At 70.8% G+C, this 16,870-nt stretch carries 16 protein-coding genes; 3 read left to right on the forward strand and 13 right to left on the reverse strand.

Going from position 1 to position 16,870, the window contains the following annotated elements; all coding sequences use genetic code 11:
* Positions 1–20: 20 nt before the first annotated feature.
* The 5 genes from guaB to groES form a co-directional block, all read right to left on the reverse strand.
* A complete protein-coding gene (gene guaB, locus AB3M34_RS18300; RefSeq protein ID WP_370616115.1) occupies positions 21–1,538 on the reverse strand; it encodes an IMP dehydrogenase in 1,518 nt (505 codons plus the stop codon).
* Positions 1,539–1,647: 109 nt separating this feature from the next.
* A complete protein-coding gene (locus AB3M34_RS18305) occupies positions 1,648–2,685 on the reverse strand; it encodes a hypothetical protein (RefSeq protein ID WP_370616117.1) in 1,038 nt (345 codons plus the stop codon).
* Positions 2,682–3,281 (reverse strand): sigma-70 family RNA polymerase sigma factor, encoded by a 600-nt coding sequence (locus tag AB3M34_RS18310; RefSeq protein WP_370616118.1) that lies wholly within the window; start codon positions 3,279–3,281, stop codon positions 2,682–2,684. Before AB3M34_RS18310 ends, AB3M34_RS18305 begins: the two co-directional genes overlap by 4 nt.
* A 176-nt stretch (positions 3,282–3,457) precedes the next feature.
* On the reverse strand, positions 3,458–5,035 hold the full coding sequence (gene groL / locus AB3M34_RS18315; RefSeq protein WP_370616120.1) for a chaperonin GroEL: 1,578 nt from the start codon (positions 5,033–5,035) through the stop codon (positions 3,458–3,460).
* A 107-nt stretch (positions 5,036–5,142) separates the two neighbouring features.
* On the reverse strand, positions 5,143–5,442 hold the full coding sequence (gene groES / locus AB3M34_RS18320; RefSeq protein ID WP_370616122.1) for a co-chaperone GroES: 300 nt from the start codon (positions 5,440–5,442) through the stop codon (positions 5,143–5,145).
* 206 nt (positions 5,443–5,648) lie between these two features.
* Between groES and AB3M34_RS18325 the strand changes: the two genes are divergently transcribed.
* Positions 5,649–6,821, forward strand: a complete 1,173-nt coding sequence (locus AB3M34_RS18325) for a class I SAM-dependent methyltransferase (protein WP_370616124.1) — start codon at positions 5,649–5,651, stop codon at positions 6,819–6,821.
* 85 nt (positions 6,822–6,906) lie between these two features.
* Here the strand turns inward: AB3M34_RS18325 and AB3M34_RS18330 are convergent, their stop codons facing one another.
* Both AB3M34_RS18330 and tsaD read right to left on the reverse strand, forming a co-directional pair.
* Positions 6,907–9,567 (reverse strand): Ig-like domain-containing protein, encoded by a 2,661-nt coding sequence (locus AB3M34_RS18330; RefSeq protein WP_370616125.1) that lies wholly within the window; start codon positions 9,565–9,567, stop codon positions 6,907–6,909.
* A 230-nt stretch (positions 9,568–9,797) separates the two neighbouring features.
* On the reverse strand, positions 9,798–10,874 hold the full coding sequence (tsaD, locus tag AB3M34_RS18335) for a tRNA (adenosine(37)-N6)-threonylcarbamoyltransferase complex transferase subunit TsaD (protein ID WP_370616126.1): 1,077 nt from the start codon (positions 10,872–10,874) through the stop codon (positions 9,798–9,800).
* Here tsaD and AB3M34_RS18340 point away from each other — a divergent pair.
* Together AB3M34_RS18340 and AB3M34_RS18345 are read left to right on the forward strand one after the other, a co-directional pair.
* Positions 10,873–11,373 (forward strand): DinB family protein, encoded by a 501-nt coding sequence (locus AB3M34_RS18340; protein WP_370616128.1) that lies wholly within the window; start codon positions 10,873–10,875, stop codon positions 11,371–11,373. The two genes, tsaD and AB3M34_RS18340, sit on opposite strands and share 2 nt — an antisense overlap.
* On the forward strand, positions 11,374–12,351 hold the full coding sequence (locus tag AB3M34_RS18345) for an aldo/keto reductase (protein WP_370616130.1): 978 nt from the start codon (positions 11,374–11,376) through the stop codon (positions 12,349–12,351).
* Positions 12,352–12,466: 115 nt separating this feature from the next.
* On the opposite strand, the gene AB3M34_RS18350 is transcribed toward AB3M34_RS18345, so the two are convergent.
* The 6 genes from AB3M34_RS18350 to AB3M34_RS18375 are packed head-to-tail and all read right to left on the reverse strand — an operon-like array spanning position 12,467 to position 16,870.
* Positions 12,467–13,219 carry a lysophospholipid acyltransferase family protein gene (locus AB3M34_RS18350; protein WP_370616132.1) on the reverse strand — a complete coding sequence of 251 codons (753 nt, stop codon included), beginning with the start codon at positions 13,217–13,219 and terminating at the stop codon, positions 12,467–12,469.
* Positions 13,220–13,266: 47 nt separating this feature from the next.
* Entirely contained in the window at positions 13,267–13,650 is a 384-nt protein-coding gene (locus AB3M34_RS18355) for a RidA family protein (RefSeq protein ID WP_370616134.1), read from the reverse strand.
* On the reverse strand, positions 13,650–14,072 hold the full coding sequence (gene rimI, locus AB3M34_RS18360; protein ID WP_370616136.1) for a ribosomal protein S18-alanine N-acetyltransferase: 423 nt from the start codon (positions 14,070–14,072) through the stop codon (positions 13,650–13,652). The genes AB3M34_RS18355 and rimI overlap by 1 nt, the downstream gene beginning before the upstream one ends.
* A 23-nt stretch (positions 14,073–14,095) precedes the next feature.
* A complete protein-coding gene (gene tsaB / locus AB3M34_RS18365) occupies positions 14,096–14,752 on the reverse strand; it encodes a tRNA (adenosine(37)-N6)-threonylcarbamoyltransferase complex dimerization subunit type 1 TsaB (RefSeq protein WP_370616137.1) in 657 nt (218 codons plus the stop codon).
* Between the two features lie 31 nt (positions 14,753–14,783).
* Complete coding sequence (tsaE, locus tag AB3M34_RS18370) at positions 14,784–15,836, reverse strand: tRNA (adenosine(37)-N6)-threonylcarbamoyltransferase complex ATPase subunit type 1 TsaE (RefSeq protein ID WP_370616139.1); 1,053 nt, start codon at positions 15,834–15,836, stop codon at positions 14,784–14,786.
* A complete protein-coding gene (locus AB3M34_RS18375; protein ID WP_370616141.1) occupies positions 15,833–16,870 on the reverse strand; it encodes an alpha/beta fold hydrolase in 1,038 nt (345 codons plus the stop codon). Before AB3M34_RS18375 ends, tsaE begins: the two co-directional genes overlap by 4 nt.

Below are 16,870 nucleotides of genomic sequence, written 5' to 3' on the forward strand. Positions count from 1 at the left end.
CACCGCGACCGACGAAGGCGTCAGAGCCGGGCGTAGTTCGGGGCTTCGACCGTCATCTGGATGTCGTGCGGATGGCTCTCCTTGAGACCGGCCGCCGTGATCCTGACGAACTGTCCACGGTCCTGGAGCTCGGGCACGGTGTGTGCACCGACGTAGAACATCGACTGGTGCAGGCCGCCGACGAGCTGACGGACGACGGCACCCAGCTGGCCGCGGTAGGCGACCTGACCCTCGATGCCTTCGGGGACGAGCTGGTCGTCGCTGGCCACGTCGGCCTGGAAGTAGCGGTCCTTCGAGTACGACTTCTTGCCGCGCGACGACATCGCGCCGAGCGAGCCCATGCCGCGGTAGCTCTTGTACTGCTTTCCGTTGACGAAGATCAGCTCACCGGGGCTCTCCTCGGTGCCGGCGAGGAGCGACCCCACCATGACCGTGTCGGCGCCGGCGACCAGCGCCTTGGCGATGTCGCCGGAGTACTGGAGGCCGCCGTCGCCGATCAGCGGGACACCGGCCGGCCGCGTCGCGCGCGACGCCTCGTAGATCGCCGTCACCTGCGGGACCCCGACCCCTGCGACGACGCGCGTCGTGCAGATCGATCCCGGGCCTACGCCGACCTTCACGGCATCCACCCCGGAGTCGACGAGCGCCTTGGCCCCGGCGTACGTCGCGACGTTGCCGCCGATGATCTGGACGTGGGATGTCGCGGGATCGGCCTTGAGCCGCGCGATCATGTCGAGCAGCGCCTGCGCGTGACCGTGGGCGGTGTCGACGACGAGCACGTCGACGCCGGCTTCGACGAGCGCGGTGGCGCGGTCCCACGAGTCGCCGAAGAACCCGACCGCAGCACCGACGAGAAGGCGTCCCTGCGGGTCCTTGCTCGCATGGGGGAACTGCTCGGACTTCACGAAGTCCTTGACCGTGATGAGCCCTCGGAGGTGACCGGTGTCGTCGACGAGCGGGAGCCGCTCCTTCTTGTGGCTGCGCAGCAGCGCCGACGCCTCGTCACGGTCGATGCCGACCGGCCCTGTGATGAGCGGCATCGGCGTCATGACCTCGCCGACCGTCTTCTGGGACCACTCCGCGACCGGGACGAAACGAAGGTCGCGGTTGGTCACGATGCCGATCAGCTTGTCGTCGGAGTCGACGACGGGAAGACCGGAGACTCGGTACTGGCCGCAGATCTCGTCGAGCTCTTCGAGGGTCGCCTTGGGGGTGATCGTGACCGGGTTGGAGATGACGCCGGTCTGCGTACGCTTCACCAGGTCGACCTGGTACGCCTGGTCCTCGACCGAGAGGTTGCGGTGCAGGATGCCGATGCCGCCCTCGCGGGCCATCGCGATCGCCATCCGCGCCTCGGTGACGGTGTCCATCGCGGCGGACACCAGCGGGATGCGCAGCGAGATGCCACGGGTCAGCCGAGCAGTGGTGTCGACCTCGCTCGGGATGACGTCGGTCTCCCCCGGGAGGAGCAGGACGTCGTCGTAGGTGAGGCCCAGAGCTGCGAACTTCTCCGGCACACCGCTGGCGTTGAGATCCATGACGTCCTTCCTGATCACCCGACGTCCCCATCCTAACGAGGACGCCTATGAAGGTCGTCAACGCCGGGCGACCGGCAATCCTTCCTCACGCCCACCGCGAGCGCGCGCCTCAGTCCACGGCGTTGAGGAGCTTCCAGATCCAGTCGTAGGAGCGGTCGCGAGTGCCGCCGTCCGCGGTCTCGTCCGAGTCCTCGGGCACGGGAGGCGTGGTGGGATCCGTGCCAGTGCCTCTGTCGGTGTCCTTGCCCGTGCCGCTGTCCTTGCCGTCGGACTCCGAGTCCTCGCCGTCCTTGGCGCCGGGGCGCTCGTGCGGACGTCCTGGTCGTCCGGGCTTGGGCTTGCCGCCGGCTTCGTCGTCGTCATCGCGGTCCCACCAGTCGTAGCCACCCTTCGGCGGCTTCGTGGTGGGCGGAGTCGTGGGCACCGGTGTCCTCGGCGGAGCATCGGTCCTCGGCGGCTTCGTCGGAGGAGCCGGGCTCGCTTCCGGCTGACGAGGCTTGTGCGGCTTCTCCGGCGGCTTGGTCGTCGGCTCGTCGTCGTCCGCGACCGGGCCCTTGCCGGTGTCCGGCGCGGGGTCTGGCTCTGCACCGCTGGCCGGCGCCTCTCCACGACCCTTGCTCTCGGACGAGCCCGCCGACGGCGCCGCCTTGTCCTCGGTCTCGGTCGGGGGGACGGCTCCTGCTCCCGATCGCCCCGTCGTCACCGCGGGATCGGGGGACGACGAAGGAACCTGGGACCTGGGTACGTCGGAGGCCGTCGGGCTCGCCACGTCGTCACCGATGCCGACGGCACGGGTCACGACGTACCGCAGCGGGGCCACGGGACTGCCGGCCACCGCCTGGCCGATGCCCATCGACAGCAGCAGACCCGCGCCGACCACGACGACCGCCGCGCGGCCGGTCCGGGACCCGCGCTTCGGCGGGCGCACCCGTCGAGAAGGCTTGCAGGAGGATGCGATCGGGCGGTCGAACAAGCTCGAGGACTGCACCTCGGTGACGTCGAAGGCGGGTGGCCGCGGGGCTTCCATCTCGGCCAGCGACGTACGCCAGGCGGCCAGGCCGGCGAAGATCGGATCGTCAGGGACGTTTCCGGCGAGCAGGTCGTCGACGAGGACGTCGTCGTGAGCGACAGGATCGTGCCTGATCATGCGGTCACCTCCCCCCTCGTCACCGCGCGGGCCCGGTGGAGGTCTCGCAACCGTTGGAGCGCCCGGTGCTGCGCGATGCGTACGGCGCCGGCCGTCATCCCGAGCATCACACCGGCCTCCTGCGCGGTCAGACCCATCGCCACCCGGAGCACGAGGACCTCGCGCAGGCGCTCTGGCAGGGTCTCGAGGAGGTCGGTCATGTCTCTCGACTCGAGCCGCCCGATCACCTCGGTCTCGGCGGACGCCGTGACCTCACCGGTGTCGGGGAGCACGTCGACGAGCACGGTCCGCGACCGGTACGAGCTGCGACGGGCGTCGGCGACCTTGCGGCTGGCGATCGCGTAGACGAACGCCTGGAAGGGCACACCCTTGTGGGTGTAGGTCGGAAGGGCCTGGAACACCGCGATGCAGATCTCCTGGGCCACGTCGTCGGCCAGCTGTCCACCGTCACCGTTGCCGCTCAGCCGGGCGCGGCTGTAGCGGTGCGACAGGACCCGGACGTTGCGCATCAGCGTGTCCATCGCAGACTCGTCCCTCGTCGCGCGCAGCGCGAGCTCGGACAGGTCGGAGTCGGCAGACAGGTTGCGAAGAAGCATCCAGGGATCCTTCGTAGATCGAGGTGATCGTCACGGCGGCGGCGCAGCGTGCCGGTAACACCGTGACACGACCACGAGGGGCCGCGCCACTTGTTGCAGAAACTGGTACGAGAAAGGCCCGCCCCGGGAGAGGGGCGGGCCTTCACGCGGAACCGATCAGTGCGCGTGCGCGCTGATCAGTCCTCGTCGGCCGGCTTCTCGACGATGAGCGTCTCGGTGGTGAGAAGCATCGCCGCGATCGAACCCGCGTTGGCGAGCGCCGAGCGCGTCACCTTCACCGGGTCGAGGACACCCTGGGCGACGAGGTCGCCGTACTCGCCGGTGGCCGCGTTGTAGCCCTGGCCGCTCTCGCGGACCTTGGCGACGACGACGTAGCCGTTCTCGCCACCGTTCTCGGCGATCCAGCGCAGCGGCTCGACGGTCGCCTTGCGGACGATCCCGACGCCGACGGCCTCTTCGCCGGTCAGGCCGAGGTCGCCGTCGAGGACCGCTGCAGCCGTGACGAGGGCAGAGCCGCCGCCGGCGACGATGCCCTCCTCGATGGCCGCACGGGTCGCGGAGACCGCGTCCTCGATGCGGTGCTTCTTCTCCTTGAGCTCGACCTCGGTCGCCGCACCCACCTGGATGACGCAGACGCCGCCGGCGAGCTTCGCGAGACGCTCCTGGAGCTTCTCACGGTCCCAGTCGGAGTCCGACGCCTCGATCTCCGCCTTGATCTGGTTGACGCGGGCGGAGACGTCCTCGTCGTTGCCGGAGCCGTCGATGATCGTGGTGGCGTCCTTGGTGACGACGACACGACGCGCCGTGCCCAGCTCCTCGAGCCCGATCTGGTCGAGCTTGAGGCCGAGGTCAGGGGTGACGACCTGGGCGCCGGTGAGGACCGCGAGGTCCTGGAGCATCGCCTTGCGGCGGTCGCCGAAGGCCGGAGCCTTGACCGCGACCGAGGTGAACGTGCCGCGGATCTTGTTGACGACGAGCGTCGACAGAGCCTCGCCCTCGATGTCCTCGGCGATGATCAGGAGCGACTTGCCCGCCTGGACGACCTTCTCCAGCAGCGGGAGGAGGTCGGAGACGGCCGAGATCTTGCCCTGGTTCACGAGGATGTAGGGCTCGTCGAGGACGGCCTCCATGCGCTCGGTGTCCGTGACCATGTAGGGCGACAGGTAACCCTTGTCGAACTGCATGCCCTCGGTGAAGTCGAGGTCGGTGCCCATGGTGTTGGACTCCTCGACGGTGATGACACCGTCCTTGCCGACCTTGTCGAACGCATCGGCGATCAGACCGCCGATGTGGGCGTCGCGCGCCGAGATGTTGGCGACGTGCGCCATGTCCTGCTTGTCGTCGACGTCGCGCGCCTGCTCGAGGAGCGCGGCGGAGACGGCCTCGACGGCCTTGTCGATGCCGCGCTTGAGCGCCATCGGGTTGGTGCCGGCGGCCACGGCGCGCAGGCCCTCGTGGACCATCGCCTGGGCGAGCACCGTCGCGGTCGTCGTGCCGTCACCGGCGACGTCGTTGGTCTTGGTGGCGACTTCCTTGGCGAGCTGCGCGCCGAGGTTCTCGAACGGGTCGTCGAGCTCGACCTCACGAGCGACGGTCACGCCGTCGTTGGTGATGGTCGGCGCGCCCCACTTCGAGTCGAGCACGACGTAGCGGCCCTTGGGACCCAGGGTCACCTTCACGGTGTTGGCCAGGGTGTCGACGCCACGCTCGAGCGAGCGACGAGCATTCTCGTCGAACTCAAGAATCTTGGGCATGGGGATCCTTCTTGTTGGTGTCGGACCCGCCGAGACACCGCGGGCCCGTGTGCTGCGGACGCGTGCGTACGCCCCAGCGGCCGATGACCGCCGGGGCGTGCACGTCGTTACTTCTCGATGACCGCGAGGACGTCGCGCGCCGACAGGATCAGGAACTCCTGGCCGTCGTACTTCACCTCGGTGCCGCCGTACTTGCTGAACACGACGACGTCGCCGACCTTGACGTCGACCGGGATGCGCTCGTCGCCATCCTCGTTGAAGCGGCCCGGGCCGACAGCCAGGACGGAGCCCTCGGTGGGCTTCTCCTTGGCGGTGTCCGGGATGACAAGACCCGAGGCAGTGGTCTGCTCCGCCTCAAGAATCTTGACGACGATACGGTCCTCGAGCGGCTTGATGGTGACCGACACTTGTCGACCTCCCCTTTCGGTGTTACCCCGTACGAATGACTGGGACTGTGGTCCAAGGAGGTGCTTCGTACGCACGCCGTCGCGGGAGCCGTGCGCCTCTGCACCGTTAGCACCCAGGATACGAGAGTGCTAACACCACCGTAGGACGGGGCTAGCACTCGGTCAAGCAGAGTGCCAGCTTCGAGGGGTGCTGGGAGACTGGGCGCATGGAGGTCTCCACGTTCGAACGGCTCCTCTCCCCCGAGGGGCAGCGACTCCTCCAGGAGGTCACCGACGCCCAGGACGAGGTCGACGACCTCGTCCTCGGCACCCGCCTCCGCCGCGACGGGCACGCGGGCGAGCTGGTGGCGGCAGCGACCGGCCAGGCGTCCCTGCGGCGACGCGCACGCACCAAGCTCGGCGGGGACGCCGCGGTCATGTGGTTCACGCCCGACGCGCTCGAGCAGGCGACGCGACCCGCCGTGGCGTCCCATCGCGCCGCACGCCTGCACACGCACGGCGTTCGCACCGTGCTCGACCTCGGGTGCGGCATCGGGGCGGACCTCGTCGCCATGGCCCGGGCCGGTCTCACGGTGCACGGCGTCGAGCGCGACCCGCTCCGTGCGGCCATGGCGCGTGCGAACCTGGCGGCACTCGGGCTCGACGGGACGGTCGAGGTCGCCGACGCCACCGCGGTCGACGTGGCGCCCTACGACGTGGCGTTCGTGGACCCTGCCCGACGTGACGGGCGCGGGAGGACCTTCGACCCCGACGCGTTCAGCCCGCCCTGGAGCTTCGTGAGCGGCCTCCTCCAGGAGCGTGGGGTGGCCAAGGTGCTCCCGGGGATCTCCCACGACCTCGTTTCCGAGGGCGTCGAGGCCGAGTGGGTGAGCGAACGCGGCAGCCTCGTCGAGGCTTGCCTGTGGGGCCGCAGGTTCGCGGGGACGCGGCGACGCGCGACCGTCCTCGGGGCGCACGGGGCCGCGACGCTCACCGAGAGCGAGGCACCTGCCGACGCAGAGGTTCGAGAGCCCGGAGCCTGGTGGTACGAGCCGGACGACGCCGTGATCCGAGCCGGGCTCGTCACCGGGGTCGCGGCCCTCGTCGGCGGGTGGCTCGTCGACCCGCACATCGCGTACGTCTCGAGCGACGCGCACGTGCCGACCCCGTACGCACGGGCGTTCCGGGTCGTCGAGGAGCTTCCGTACCGCGAGAAGCAGCTGCGCGCCGCCCTCCGCGATCGCGACGTCGGCACGCTGACGGTGAAGAAGCGTGGGGTGACGGTGGTCCCCGAGGCGTTGATCAAACGGCTCAGGCTGACCGGGTCGACCACCGCGACCGTCGTACTGACCCGCGTGGCGGGAGAAGGACGCGCCTTCCTGGTCGAGCCGATCGCCTGACCCGCGACGCACCGGTGGCGGGGCCCGGAACCGGGCCCCGCCACCGGCGGTCGTCGATCTCAGCCGCTCAGAGCGGCCCTGTGGATCACTTGTGCAGCAGGCCGAAGATCTTGCAGGCCAGCCACTTGAGCCACTTGACCGGCTCCTTCACCGGGTTCGGCATCGGGCCGCACTTGTCGCCCGGAGGCGTCGTGACCGGCTTGACGGTGACGGTCACGGCCGCGGAGGCCGTGCCGCCCTTGCCGTCGTCCACCGAGTAGGTGAACGAGTCGGTGCCGGAGAACCCGGCGGCCGGCGTGTAGGTGACGTTCGCACCCGTGCCGGTCACCGCGCCGTTGGCCGGCGTGCCGTACGCGTAGGCGAGGGTGTCACCGTCGGCGTCGGCGCCCTTGAGCGTGATCGCGACAGCCTTGCCCTGATCGGTCGTCGCGCTCACGGCGGCGGCCGTCGGCGGCGTGTTGGTCGGAGGCTCCTCGACCTCGTTGACGGTCACGGTCACCGTGCCCGTCGCCTCGGCCTCGCCGTCGGAGACGGTGTAGGTGAAGGTGTCCTCACCGAAGAAGCCCTCGTCGGGCGTGTAGGTCACGCTGCCGCCCGTGCCGGAGACCGTGCCGTGGCCCGGGTCGCCGTACGTGTAGGTCAGCGTGTCACCGTCGGCGTCGGCTCCTGCGAGCGCGATGTCGACCGCGACGTCCTCGTCGGTCTCGGCCGTCACGTCACCCGCGGTGGGCGGCGTGTTGTCCGGCGGGTCCACGACCTCGTTGACCGTCACGGTCACCGTGCCCGTCGCCTCGGCCTCACCGTCGGAGACGGTGTAGTCGAAGGTGTCCTCACCGAAGAAGCCCTCGGCCGGCGTGTAGGTGACGTTGGCACCCTCACCCGTCACGGTGCCGTTGGCCGGCGTCCCGTAGGTGTAGGTGAGCTCGTCGCCCTCGTCGGCGTCAGCACCGGCCAGCACGACGTCGACCGCGGCGCCCTCGTCGGTCTCCGCAGCGACGTCACCCGCGGTGGGCGGCGTGTTCACCGGAGGATCCACGACCTCGTTGACCGTCACCGTCACCGTGCCCGTGGCCGAGTCGGTGCCGTCGGAGACGGTGTAGGTGAAGATGTCCTCGCCGAAGAAGCCCTCGGCCGGCGTGTAGGTGGTGACGCTGTCGCCCGAACCCGTCACCGTGCCGTTGGCCGGCTGCGAGTAGGTGTAGGTCAGCTCGTCACCGTCGGCGTCCGCACCCTCGAGGGCGATGTCGACCGCGGCGCCCTCGTCGGTCTCGGCAGCGACGTCACCCGCGGTCGGAGGCGTGTTGGGATCCTCGGTGTCGTTGACCGTGATGGCGATCGTCGCCGTGTCGGTGCCGCCGTTGCCGTCGTCCACCGTGAAGGTGAACGAGTCGGTGCCGACGAAGTCGGCGGTCGGCGTGTAGGTGACCGTCGCACCGCTGCCCGTGACCGTACCGTTGGCCGGCTGCGTGTAGGAGTACGTCAGGTCGTCGCCGTCGGCGTCGGTCGCCGACAGCGTGACGTCGGCCGAGGTGTTCTCGTCGAGCGTCACCGAGCCGTCGACCGCCACCGGCGGCGTGTTCGGCTGCTCGCCGACGGTCACGGTCACCGTGCCGGTCGCCTCCGCCTCACCGTCGGACACGGTGTAGTCGAAGGAGTCCGAGCCCGAGAAGCCGGCAGCCGGGGTGTAGGTCACGTTCGCACCCGAACCGGTCACCGTGCCGTTGGCCGGCGCGCCGTAGGAGTACGTCAGCTCGTCACCGTCGGCGTCCGCACCCTCCAGCGCGATGTCGACGGGCGTGCCGAAGTCGGTCGACGCACTCACGTCACCGGCGGTCGGCGGCGTGTTGGGTGCCGCGGACACAGTCACCGAGACCGTGCCGGTCGCCTCCGCCCCACCGTCGGACACGGTGTAGTCGAAGGAGTCCGAGCCCGAGAAGCCGGCGTCGGGCGTGTAGGTCACGTTCGCGCCCGACCCCGTCACGGTGCCGTTGGCCGGCTGCGAGTAGGTGTAGGTGAGCTCGTCACCGTCGGCGTCGGCTCCCTGGAGCGCGACGTCGACCGCCGCGCCGTACCCGGTGGAGACGCTCACGTCACCGGCGGTCGGCGGGGTGTTGGGGACCTCGGCGGTGTTGATGCCGAAGGTGCCGAAGGTGTCGTCGGACGCAGCGGGCAGGGTGCACGCCATGGTCACCGCGCCCTCGCCGCCGACCAGGTCACCGTTGGCGTTGCGCAGCGACGCGGTCACGTTGAACGCGCGCGGCATGTGGATCGTGCCCGTGGTGGGCAGCTCCAGGCTCGGGTACTCGTCGGTGCTGGGGACGTCGATCGCGGGGACGTCGCCCTCCGTCGGGATCTGCCACGGCGGCGTCGACGAGGCGGGGACGGGCGACCAGGGGGCGGCGAGGTTCGCGATCGGGTACACGAACGGGTCGTCGATGCCGGGGACCGTGATCGAGATGCTGGCGTCGTTGGACGCACCGCTCGCCGAGCGTGCGCTGAGCAGACCGTAGGTCGCGTTGCGCAGGGTCTCGGGCAGCGTCAGCGTGATCTGGGTCTTGCGTCCCGGGATCTCCGACCCGGGGTCGACAGCGTCCGGGATGACCACCCTCGCGTTGACGCCGACGGCGTGGTCACCGAGCGGGAGCCCCGCTGCGACCACGTTGCAGGTGTAGGTGAAGTTCTTGTCGAGCTGGACGTCGTCGGCTTGTGCTGCCGACGTCCCGAGTGCCGTGACGCTGACCGCCATGCCGGCGACCAAAGCCCCGGATGCGGTGAGCGACAACGGCTTTCGGGCCGTTGAGTTCCTGAACCTGGACAATCAGATCCCCTCCAGATCTCTCGGACCCCCCCTCCAGGGGCCCTGTGTCCAACACTCGTAAACGAGTGTTACGGCTCAGTAACCTACTCACGTGTAACCCGCAGTTGCAATAGGGAGCACAAAGTTTCTGTGGCGCAGGACACACCCTGGGGCGAGGGTCAGGCGACGATCTGCGTGACCGGCATGGAGGAGTCCGCCGGGAGATCGAGGGCGCTCGGCGCGACGCCCTTCGCGACCAGCGCCGACCCGAGAGCGGCGACCATCGCACCGTTGTCGGTGCACAGCACCGGCGGAGGGATGCGGACGTCGATGCCCGCCTCGCCCGCGCGCTCGAGCACGAAGTGGCGCAGCCGCTGGTTCGCGGCGACGCCGCCGCCGAGCACCAGGTGCTGCGCGCCGTGGTCGAGGCACGCGCGGACGGTCTTGGCCGACAGCACGTCGCACACGGCGTCCTGGAACGACGCTGCGACGTCGGGCACCGAGATCGCGCGGCCCATCCGCTCCTCGTGCTCGACGTGGCGGGCGACCGCGCTCTTGAGCCCGGAGAACGAGAAGTCGTATCGGTGCTTCTCCATGTCGCGTCCCGCGGTGAGCCCGCGCGGGAACGCGATCGCCGACGGGTCGCCGTCACGCGCGGCACGGTCGATCTGCGGGCCACCCGGGTACGGCAGCCCGAGCAGGCGCGCGACCTTGTCGAACGCCTCCCCCGCCGCGTCGTCGATGGTCTCGCCGAGCATCCGCACCGAGCTCGTCACGTCGTCGACGAGCAGGAGGTTGGTGTGACCTCCCGACACGAGGAGCGCCGCCGTCGGCTCGGGGAGCTCGCCGTGCTCCAGCCGGTCGACGCACACGTGCGCCACGAGGTGGTTCACCCCGTACAACGGCTTGTCGTACGCGATGGCGAGCGCCTTCGCCGCGGCGATGCCGACGAGCAGCGCGCCGGTGAGCCCGGGCCCGCTCGTCACCGCGATCGCGTCGACGTCAGCCACCGAGACGCCGGCGTCGGCCTGCGCCTTCTCGAGCATCGGCACGAACGCCTCGAGATGGGCGCGGCTCGCGACCTCGGGAACCACGCCACCGAAACGGACGTGCTCCTCCACGCTGGAGGCGACGGCGTTCGCCAGCAGCTCGGTCCCACGGACGATCCCGACCCCGGTCTCGTCGCAGGACGACTCGATCCCCATCACGAGGGGCGCATCGTTGCTCACGCCCCCATGGTGCCAGGCTGAGCGCATGAGTCGTACCGATGCTCCCCCAGCTCCCGACGAGCGTGCCATCGCGCTCGCGATGCTCCGCTACGTACGGGAGACCGCTCTCGAGAAGGCCGAGGGCCTGACCGACGAGCTCGCGCACGCGACGCCGCTGCCGACCTCGCCCCTGATGTCGGTCGCGGCGGTGGTCAACCACCTCCGGTGGATCGAGCACTACTGGGTCGAGGTCGTGGTCGCCGGCGGCGACGATCGCGCCCCGTGGTCCGAGGAGCATCCCGACGGCGAGTTCGAGGTCGCCGCACAGATGACGCTCGACGACGTCCTCACGGGCTACCGCCAGCAGATCGCGGCGTCCGACGCCGTCCTCGCCGACCTCGACCTCGACGCCGCGACCGCGAGACCGCGCCGCGACTTCCACCCGAACGTACGCTGGGTCGTCGCGCACCTCGTCGAGGAGACCGCGCGCCACAACGGGCACCTGGACGTTCTCCGGGAGCTCGCCGACGGACAGGTAGGTGACTGAATGCGGACACGCCAGCTCGGCCGGAGCGGACTGATGGTGTCGGTGGTGGGCATCGGGTGCAACGCCTTCGGCGCGCGCGTCGACGAGGCCCGTACGAAAGACGTCGTGCACGCCGCGATCGACCAGGGGATCACGCTCTTCGACACTGCCGACACCTACAGCACGGGCGCGAGCGAGGTGCTCCTCGGCCGGGCGCTCGGTGCCCGCCGCGGCGACGTCGTGGTGGCGACCAAGGGTGGCATGGACATGCGCGGCACCAACGGACCAGACTGGGGCGCGCGGGCCTCGCGCCGCTACCTCCGCAGGGCGCTCGAGGCGAGCCTGACACGGCTCGGCACCGACTACGTCGACCTCTACCAGCTGCACACCCCCGACCGGATCACGCCGATCGAGGAGACGCTCGGCGTGATGGACGACTTCGTACGCGAAGGGAAGGTCCGGTACGCCGGCTGCTCGAACCTCACCGCGTGGGAGCTCGTCGACGCGGACTGGACCGCGCGGACGACCGGCACGACCGCCTTCGTGTCCGCCCAGAACGAGTACTCGCTCTACAACCGCTCCGCCGAGGCCGAGCTCGCACCTGCGTGCGAGGCGCTGGGCGTCGGGCTTCTCCCGTACTTCCCGCTCGCGTACGGGCTCCTCACCGGCAAGTACACCCGCGGTGCCGCCGCACCCGAGGGGTCCCGGCTCTCCGCCGACAGCCAGGCCTCGCGTCTCGCGACGGCCGACTGGGACAGCATCGAGGCGCTCGAGTCGTACGCCCGTGATCGCGGCCGCTCGATCCTCGAGGTGGCCATCGGCGGGCTCGCGGCGCAGCCGGCGGTCAGCAGCGTCATCGCCGGAGTGACGAGTGCCGACCAGGTGCGCTCCAACGTCGAGGCAGCAGCGTGGGAGCCCACCGACGACGACCTCGCGGCCCTGGACGCGATCCGTCCGACCGAGCGCCGGTCGTACACGACGTTCGCTCCGCGTCGCTGATCCTTCTCCGCCCCACGATGTGACGCCGTATCCACCTTCCCGGCACTCCCGGAGGTGGATAGGGCGTCATATCGTCGGGCGGCGGCGGCGCCTCGTACCGCCCCTGACGTCGGGGTCAGTCCTTCTGCGCCTTCCGCGCGGCGCGGGCAGCCCGCTCCTCGGCGTCGAGTCGCGCCGCCTCCTCGAGGGTGGGCGCCGTGCCGCCGAGCCGTGCCGGGGCCCACCACTGGCCCTCGAGCGGGTCGGGATAGGCCGCGATCGTCTCGTCCAGCAGCGCCGCGAGCGCGTCGTGCAGCTGGGCGGTCTCCGCCGCCGGGTCCTCACCAGTGGGGTGCATCGGCTCCCCGACGGAGATGCCGATGGGGAGGCCGCGGGGCAGCGCCAGCTTGTGGCCCTTCGTCATGATCCGCTGCGTGCCGAACAGCGTCACCGGGATCAGCGGGACGCCGGCCTCGGCGGCGATGCGTGCGGCGCCCGACTTGACCTCCTTGATCTCGAACGACTGGCTGATCGTGGCCTCGGGGAAGATGCCGACGATCTCGCCGCGGCGGCAGTAGTCCACCGCGGCCTCGAGCGACTCCGCTCCCGCCGAACGATCGACCGGGATGTGGTGCATCGAGCGCAGGACCGGCCCTCCGACGGGGTGGTCGAACGCCTCCTTCTTGGCCATGAACCGCACCACACGGTGCTGCTTCGCCGCCGGGAAGCCGGTGAGGACGAAGTCGGCGAAGCCGATGTGGTTGGACGCCAGCACGGCGCCGCCCTCACGGGGGATGTGCTCCGTGCCGGTCATCCGGAACGACCAGCCGCGCAGCTTGAACAGGGTCTTGGCCGTCGCGATGATCGGCGGGTACGTGAGGTCGCGCATCCGGCAACCCTACCGACCTACGGTGGCGTAGGTTGCGGGCGGACGGGCTAGCGGCCCTCGGCGTACGCGTCGATCTCGACCTCGACCAGGTGATCGGGATGCATCAGCCGGTTGACCTCGAGCATCGACGCCGCGGGTGGTGTCCCGCCGAACAGCTCGCGGTGCGCGCGGCCCACCTCGTCGGCGTCGGTGATGTCGATGACGTACATGCGCGTGCGTACGACGTGCTGGCTGTCGAGGCCGCAGCGACGCAGGGCGTCCATCGCGATCCCGAACGCCACCATCGTCTGGACGTACGGGTCTCCGACACCGATCACGGTCCCGTTGACGGTCGCCGTGGTCCCGGCGATCGCCACGTGCGGCCCGTACGAGACCGCGCGGGCGTAGCCGTACTTGTCCTCCCAGGGAGTTCCCGACGCGACCCTGAACATCAGCCGTCCCTTCGGGGCGCGACGTGTCGTTCCATGACGACGGCGTCGGCGCCCGAGCGGTAGTAGTGGGGCCGCGTCGCGATCGCGACGAAGCCTCCTGCCTCGTACAGCCCGATCGCCGCGTGGTTGTCGGATGCCACCTCGAGCAGCACCCGCTCCACCCCACAGCGTTCGGACTCCCCCAGCAGCGCCCCCAGAAGGTGGCGCCCTACCCCCGTCCTTCGCTGCTGCGGCACGACGGCGATCCGTGCCACGTCAGCCGTGTCTCCGGTCGCGATCATGCTCGCGTACCCGGTGACCACGTCGTCCTCGGCCGCCACCACGACGTGGCGGCTCGTCCCGGAGACCTCGTCCGCGACCTGCGCGCGGCTCCACGCGTCGGCGCCGAACGCCGCCCGCTCGAGCGCTGTCAAGGCGTCCACGTCGTCCGGTCGTGCCGCACGGATCACGCCGACACGCGCTTGCGCTGAGCGGCCGGCGTGGCGTCGGGCCGCCGCAGGTAGAGCGGCTCAGTCCCGATCTCGCGCGCCGAGCCGGCCGCGACCATGTCCGCAAGCACGGCCGCATCGGGGTCGGCGGGTCCGGCGACGCGGTTGAGGACCTCGGCGTACAGGTCGGCACCCCGACCCAGGACCGGCATCGTGCCGGGCAGCCTGAGGGCCAGGTCGGCCGGGCGGGCGACGTCGGCGTCTCCGACGCGCTCGCCGGACGGCGTGTACTCCGCCCAGTAGACCTCCTTGCGGCGCGCGTCCGTCGCGACCACGAACGCCTCGTCGACGACGCCGTCCGCGATCGCCTGCGCCGCCACGACGTCGAGCGAGCAGACCCCGTGGAGGCGTGCGTGCAGCGAGACGGCGAGGGTGCGCGCGGTCACGATGCCGACGCGCAGACCGGTGAAAGGTCCCGGGCCGACGCCGACCGCGACGTCGGTGACGTCACGCCGGTCGGCACCGGCCTGCTGCAGCACCGCGGCGATCGCGGGTGCGAGGAGCTCGCCGTGACTCATCGCGCCAGGGCTCGACTCGGCCGCCACGACGGCAGCGCCGTCGTGCAGGGCGACCGAGGTGGCCGGAGCAGCGGTGTCGAGGGCGAGGATCAGCATCGGGGCAAGGTTACGCCAGCACGGACGCCGCTCACAGGGGCCTCGTGTCCTCGAGTCCGCGCGCCTGCACCGAGTGCAGGATCGCGTCGGGCTCGAGGAGCGTCGACCGCAGAGGGACGCGTGCCCAGCGCGCGCCGTGCGGCTTCAGCGTGACCAGCCGTACGTCGTGGTCACCCGCGTCGTCGCGGGCGGGATCCTCTGCCCCGAGAGGATCGAGGACGGTTGCCGAACGGCGCTCCAGGCGCAGCTCGAGCCACGAGTCGCTGAGGTCCTCGGCGATGCCCTCGCCCCACTCCACGACCGTGACCGAGTCCTCGGTGGCGGTGTCGAGGTCGAGGTCGTCGAGCTCGAGCGCCCCGCCGAGACGGTACGCGTCGACATGGACCAGGGGCGGACCGTCGCCGAGGTTCGGGTGGGTGCGTGCGAGCACGAACGTCGGCGAGGTCACCGGACCCCGCACTCCCAGCCCTTCACCGATCCCCTGCGTCATCGTCGTCTTGCCGGCGCCGAGACCACCCGACATCACGACGACGTCGCCGGCGCGCAGCAACGTCGCCAGCCGCGCGCCGAAGGCCTGCGCGTCCTCGGCGGTCAAGAGCTCCCGAGCGAGCCACAGCGTCTTGCCGAACTCGATCGTCGAACCGTCCCGGCGGACAGGGAAGTAGCGTCGCCGCGTCCAGAACGTCACGTTCTCGGGGAGCTCTTCGCGCACGTCGAGCCACACGCCGTCGAGACCGCGCTCCTCTGCGGTGTCCTCGGCGACGCCGACCATCGCCGAGGCGACGCCTCGGTCCTGGTGGTCGGGATCGACCGACACCCGCCGGAACCCGAGCAGCCCCGGGCGCGACACGTCGTACAGCATCGCCCCGATCGGCTTCCCCCGGCGCTCGACGAGCAGCCCGCCGCCCTCCGCGAGCGCAGCGCGGATGGTCTCCTCGGTCTCGGCCATCGCCGTCGACGGCGGGTCCAGGGGCGGTCGCGCGCCGAAGGAGCGACGAATGACCCCGAGGACGTCCGCGGCGCGCTCCGGTGTCGCGTCGAAGACGTTGAGGGCGTGGAAGTTCGGGAACGTCGAACCGTTCATGCGTAGAGGTCCTCGCGCGGCATCGAGGGGTCCGAGGAGCTCCACAGCGCTTCGATGGCGCTCGTGACCTCCTCGTGGCGCTCGAGCATCATCATGTGGCCGGCACCCTCGTAGGCCACCAGCTCGGAGCCCTCGATCAGCTCGGCGAGGCGCTCGGAGTGACGGAACGGCGTCAGGACGTCCTTCGTCCCGCCCATGACGATCGTCCGCCGGCCGGGGAGCGCCGGCAGCGCCTCGTACAGGTCGAGGTCGACGAACGAGCCGACGAAGTCGGCGAGCGCCCGGGGGTGCGAGCGCGAGATCATCTCGTCGGTCATGTCCGCGTACTTCGCGGGCGACTGCGGGCCGACCGCCATGGCCCGGGTGACGGGATAGGAGTCGAGCAGTCGCGCGGCGCCGATCAGCGGGCCCATGCGCGGGAGCCACGGGCTCAGGCGTGCGAGCGGGTCGCGCCTCCGGATGAGGTCTCCGGCGCTGGTGCCCATGAGGACGACGCCGTCGACGCGGTCGCGGACCAGGTCGCCGTACTGGGCGGCGAACGACATCACCGTCATCGCACCCATCGAGTGGCCCACGAGGACCAGGGGTCCCTCCGGAGCGACCGCGGCGATGACGGCGGCGAGGTCGTCGCCGAGCTGGTCGAGGGTGCAGCTCTCCGCGGTGCCGACGCCCGAGCTGCCGTGCTCGCGCTGGTCCCAGAAGACCATCCGGGCGCGGCCTCGCAGCGCCGCCCGCTGGTAGTGCCAGCAGTCGAGGTCGAGCACCCAGCCGTGGCAGAACACGACGGTGGGGAGCGCGTGCGCGTCGGCGTCGTCGGGCTCCTCGACCTCGACGTACAGCGAGACCCCGTCGGTGGCGTCGACCGACACCCCGGGCACGTGCAGCGTCCCGAACTCCATCGCGTCGCCACGCTGGGAACGTCGGCGGACACGACGGCGGTCCGTGGCCACCCGGGCGGCAGCAGCCGTGGCTCCGACGGCGACGGCGGTGCCCGCCGTCACGGCCGCGTACGTGCCCAGCCTGCGCCAGTCCAT

The sequence above is a fragment of the Mumia sp. Pv4-285 genome (assembly GCF_041320275.1).
Lineage (GTDB): Bacteria > Actinomycetota > Actinomycetes > Propionibacteriales > Nocardioidaceae > Mumia > Mumia qirimensis.

Excerpts from the sequence above, each read along its gene's own strand:
- tsaD (WP_370616126.1), bottom strand. The coding sequence starts at position 10,874 with ATGCGCTCAGCCTGGCACCATGGGGGCGTGAGCAACGATGCGCCCCTC.
- AB3M34_RS18345 (WP_370616130.1), top strand. The coding sequence starts at position 11,374 with ATGCGGACACGCCAGCTCGGCCGGAGCGGACTGATGGTGTCGGTGGTG.
- AB3M34_RS18350 (WP_370616132.1), bottom strand. The coding sequence starts at position 13,219 with ATGCGCGACCTCACGTACCCGCCGATCATCGCGACGGCCAAGACCCTG.
- guaB (WP_370616115.1), bottom strand. The coding sequence starts at position 1,538 with ATGGATCTCAACGCCAGCGGTGTGCCGGAGAAGTTCGCAGCTCTGGGC.
- AB3M34_RS18340 (WP_370616128.1), top strand. The coding sequence starts at position 10,873 with ATGAGTCGTACCGATGCTCCCCCAGCTCCCGACGAGCGTGCCATCGCG.
- AB3M34_RS18355 (WP_370616134.1), bottom strand. The coding sequence starts at position 13,650 with ATGTTCAGGGTCGCGTCGGGAACTCCCTGGGAGGACAAGTACGGCTAC.
- tsaB (WP_370616137.1), bottom strand. The coding sequence starts at position 14,752 with ATGCTGATCCTCGCCCTCGACACCGCTGCTCCGGCCACCTCGGTCGCC.
- AB3M34_RS18305 (WP_370616117.1), bottom strand. The coding sequence starts at position 2,685 with ATGATCAGGCACGATCCTGTCGCTCACGACGACGTCCTCGTCGACGAC.
- groL (WP_370616120.1), bottom strand. The coding sequence starts at position 5,035 with ATGCCCAAGATTCTTGAGTTCGACGAGAATGCTCGTCGCTCGCTCGAG.
- AB3M34_RS18330 (WP_370616125.1), bottom strand. The coding sequence starts at position 9,567 with ATGGCGGTCAGCGTCACGGCACTCGGGACGTCGGCAGCACAAGCCGAC.
- AB3M34_RS18310 (WP_370616118.1), bottom strand. The coding sequence starts at position 3,281 with ATGCTTCTTCGCAACCTGTCTGCCGACTCCGACCTGTCCGAGCTCGCG.
- tsaE (WP_370616139.1), bottom strand. The coding sequence starts at position 15,836 with ATGAACGGTTCGACGTTCCCGAACTTCCACGCCCTCAACGTCTTCGAC.
- AB3M34_RS18375 (WP_370616141.1), bottom strand. The coding sequence starts at position 16,870 with ATGGACTGGCGCAGGCTGGGCACGTACGCGGCCGTGACGGCGGGCACC.
- AB3M34_RS18325 (WP_370616124.1), top strand. The coding sequence starts at position 5,649 with ATGGAGGTCTCCACGTTCGAACGGCTCCTCTCCCCCGAGGGGCAGCGA.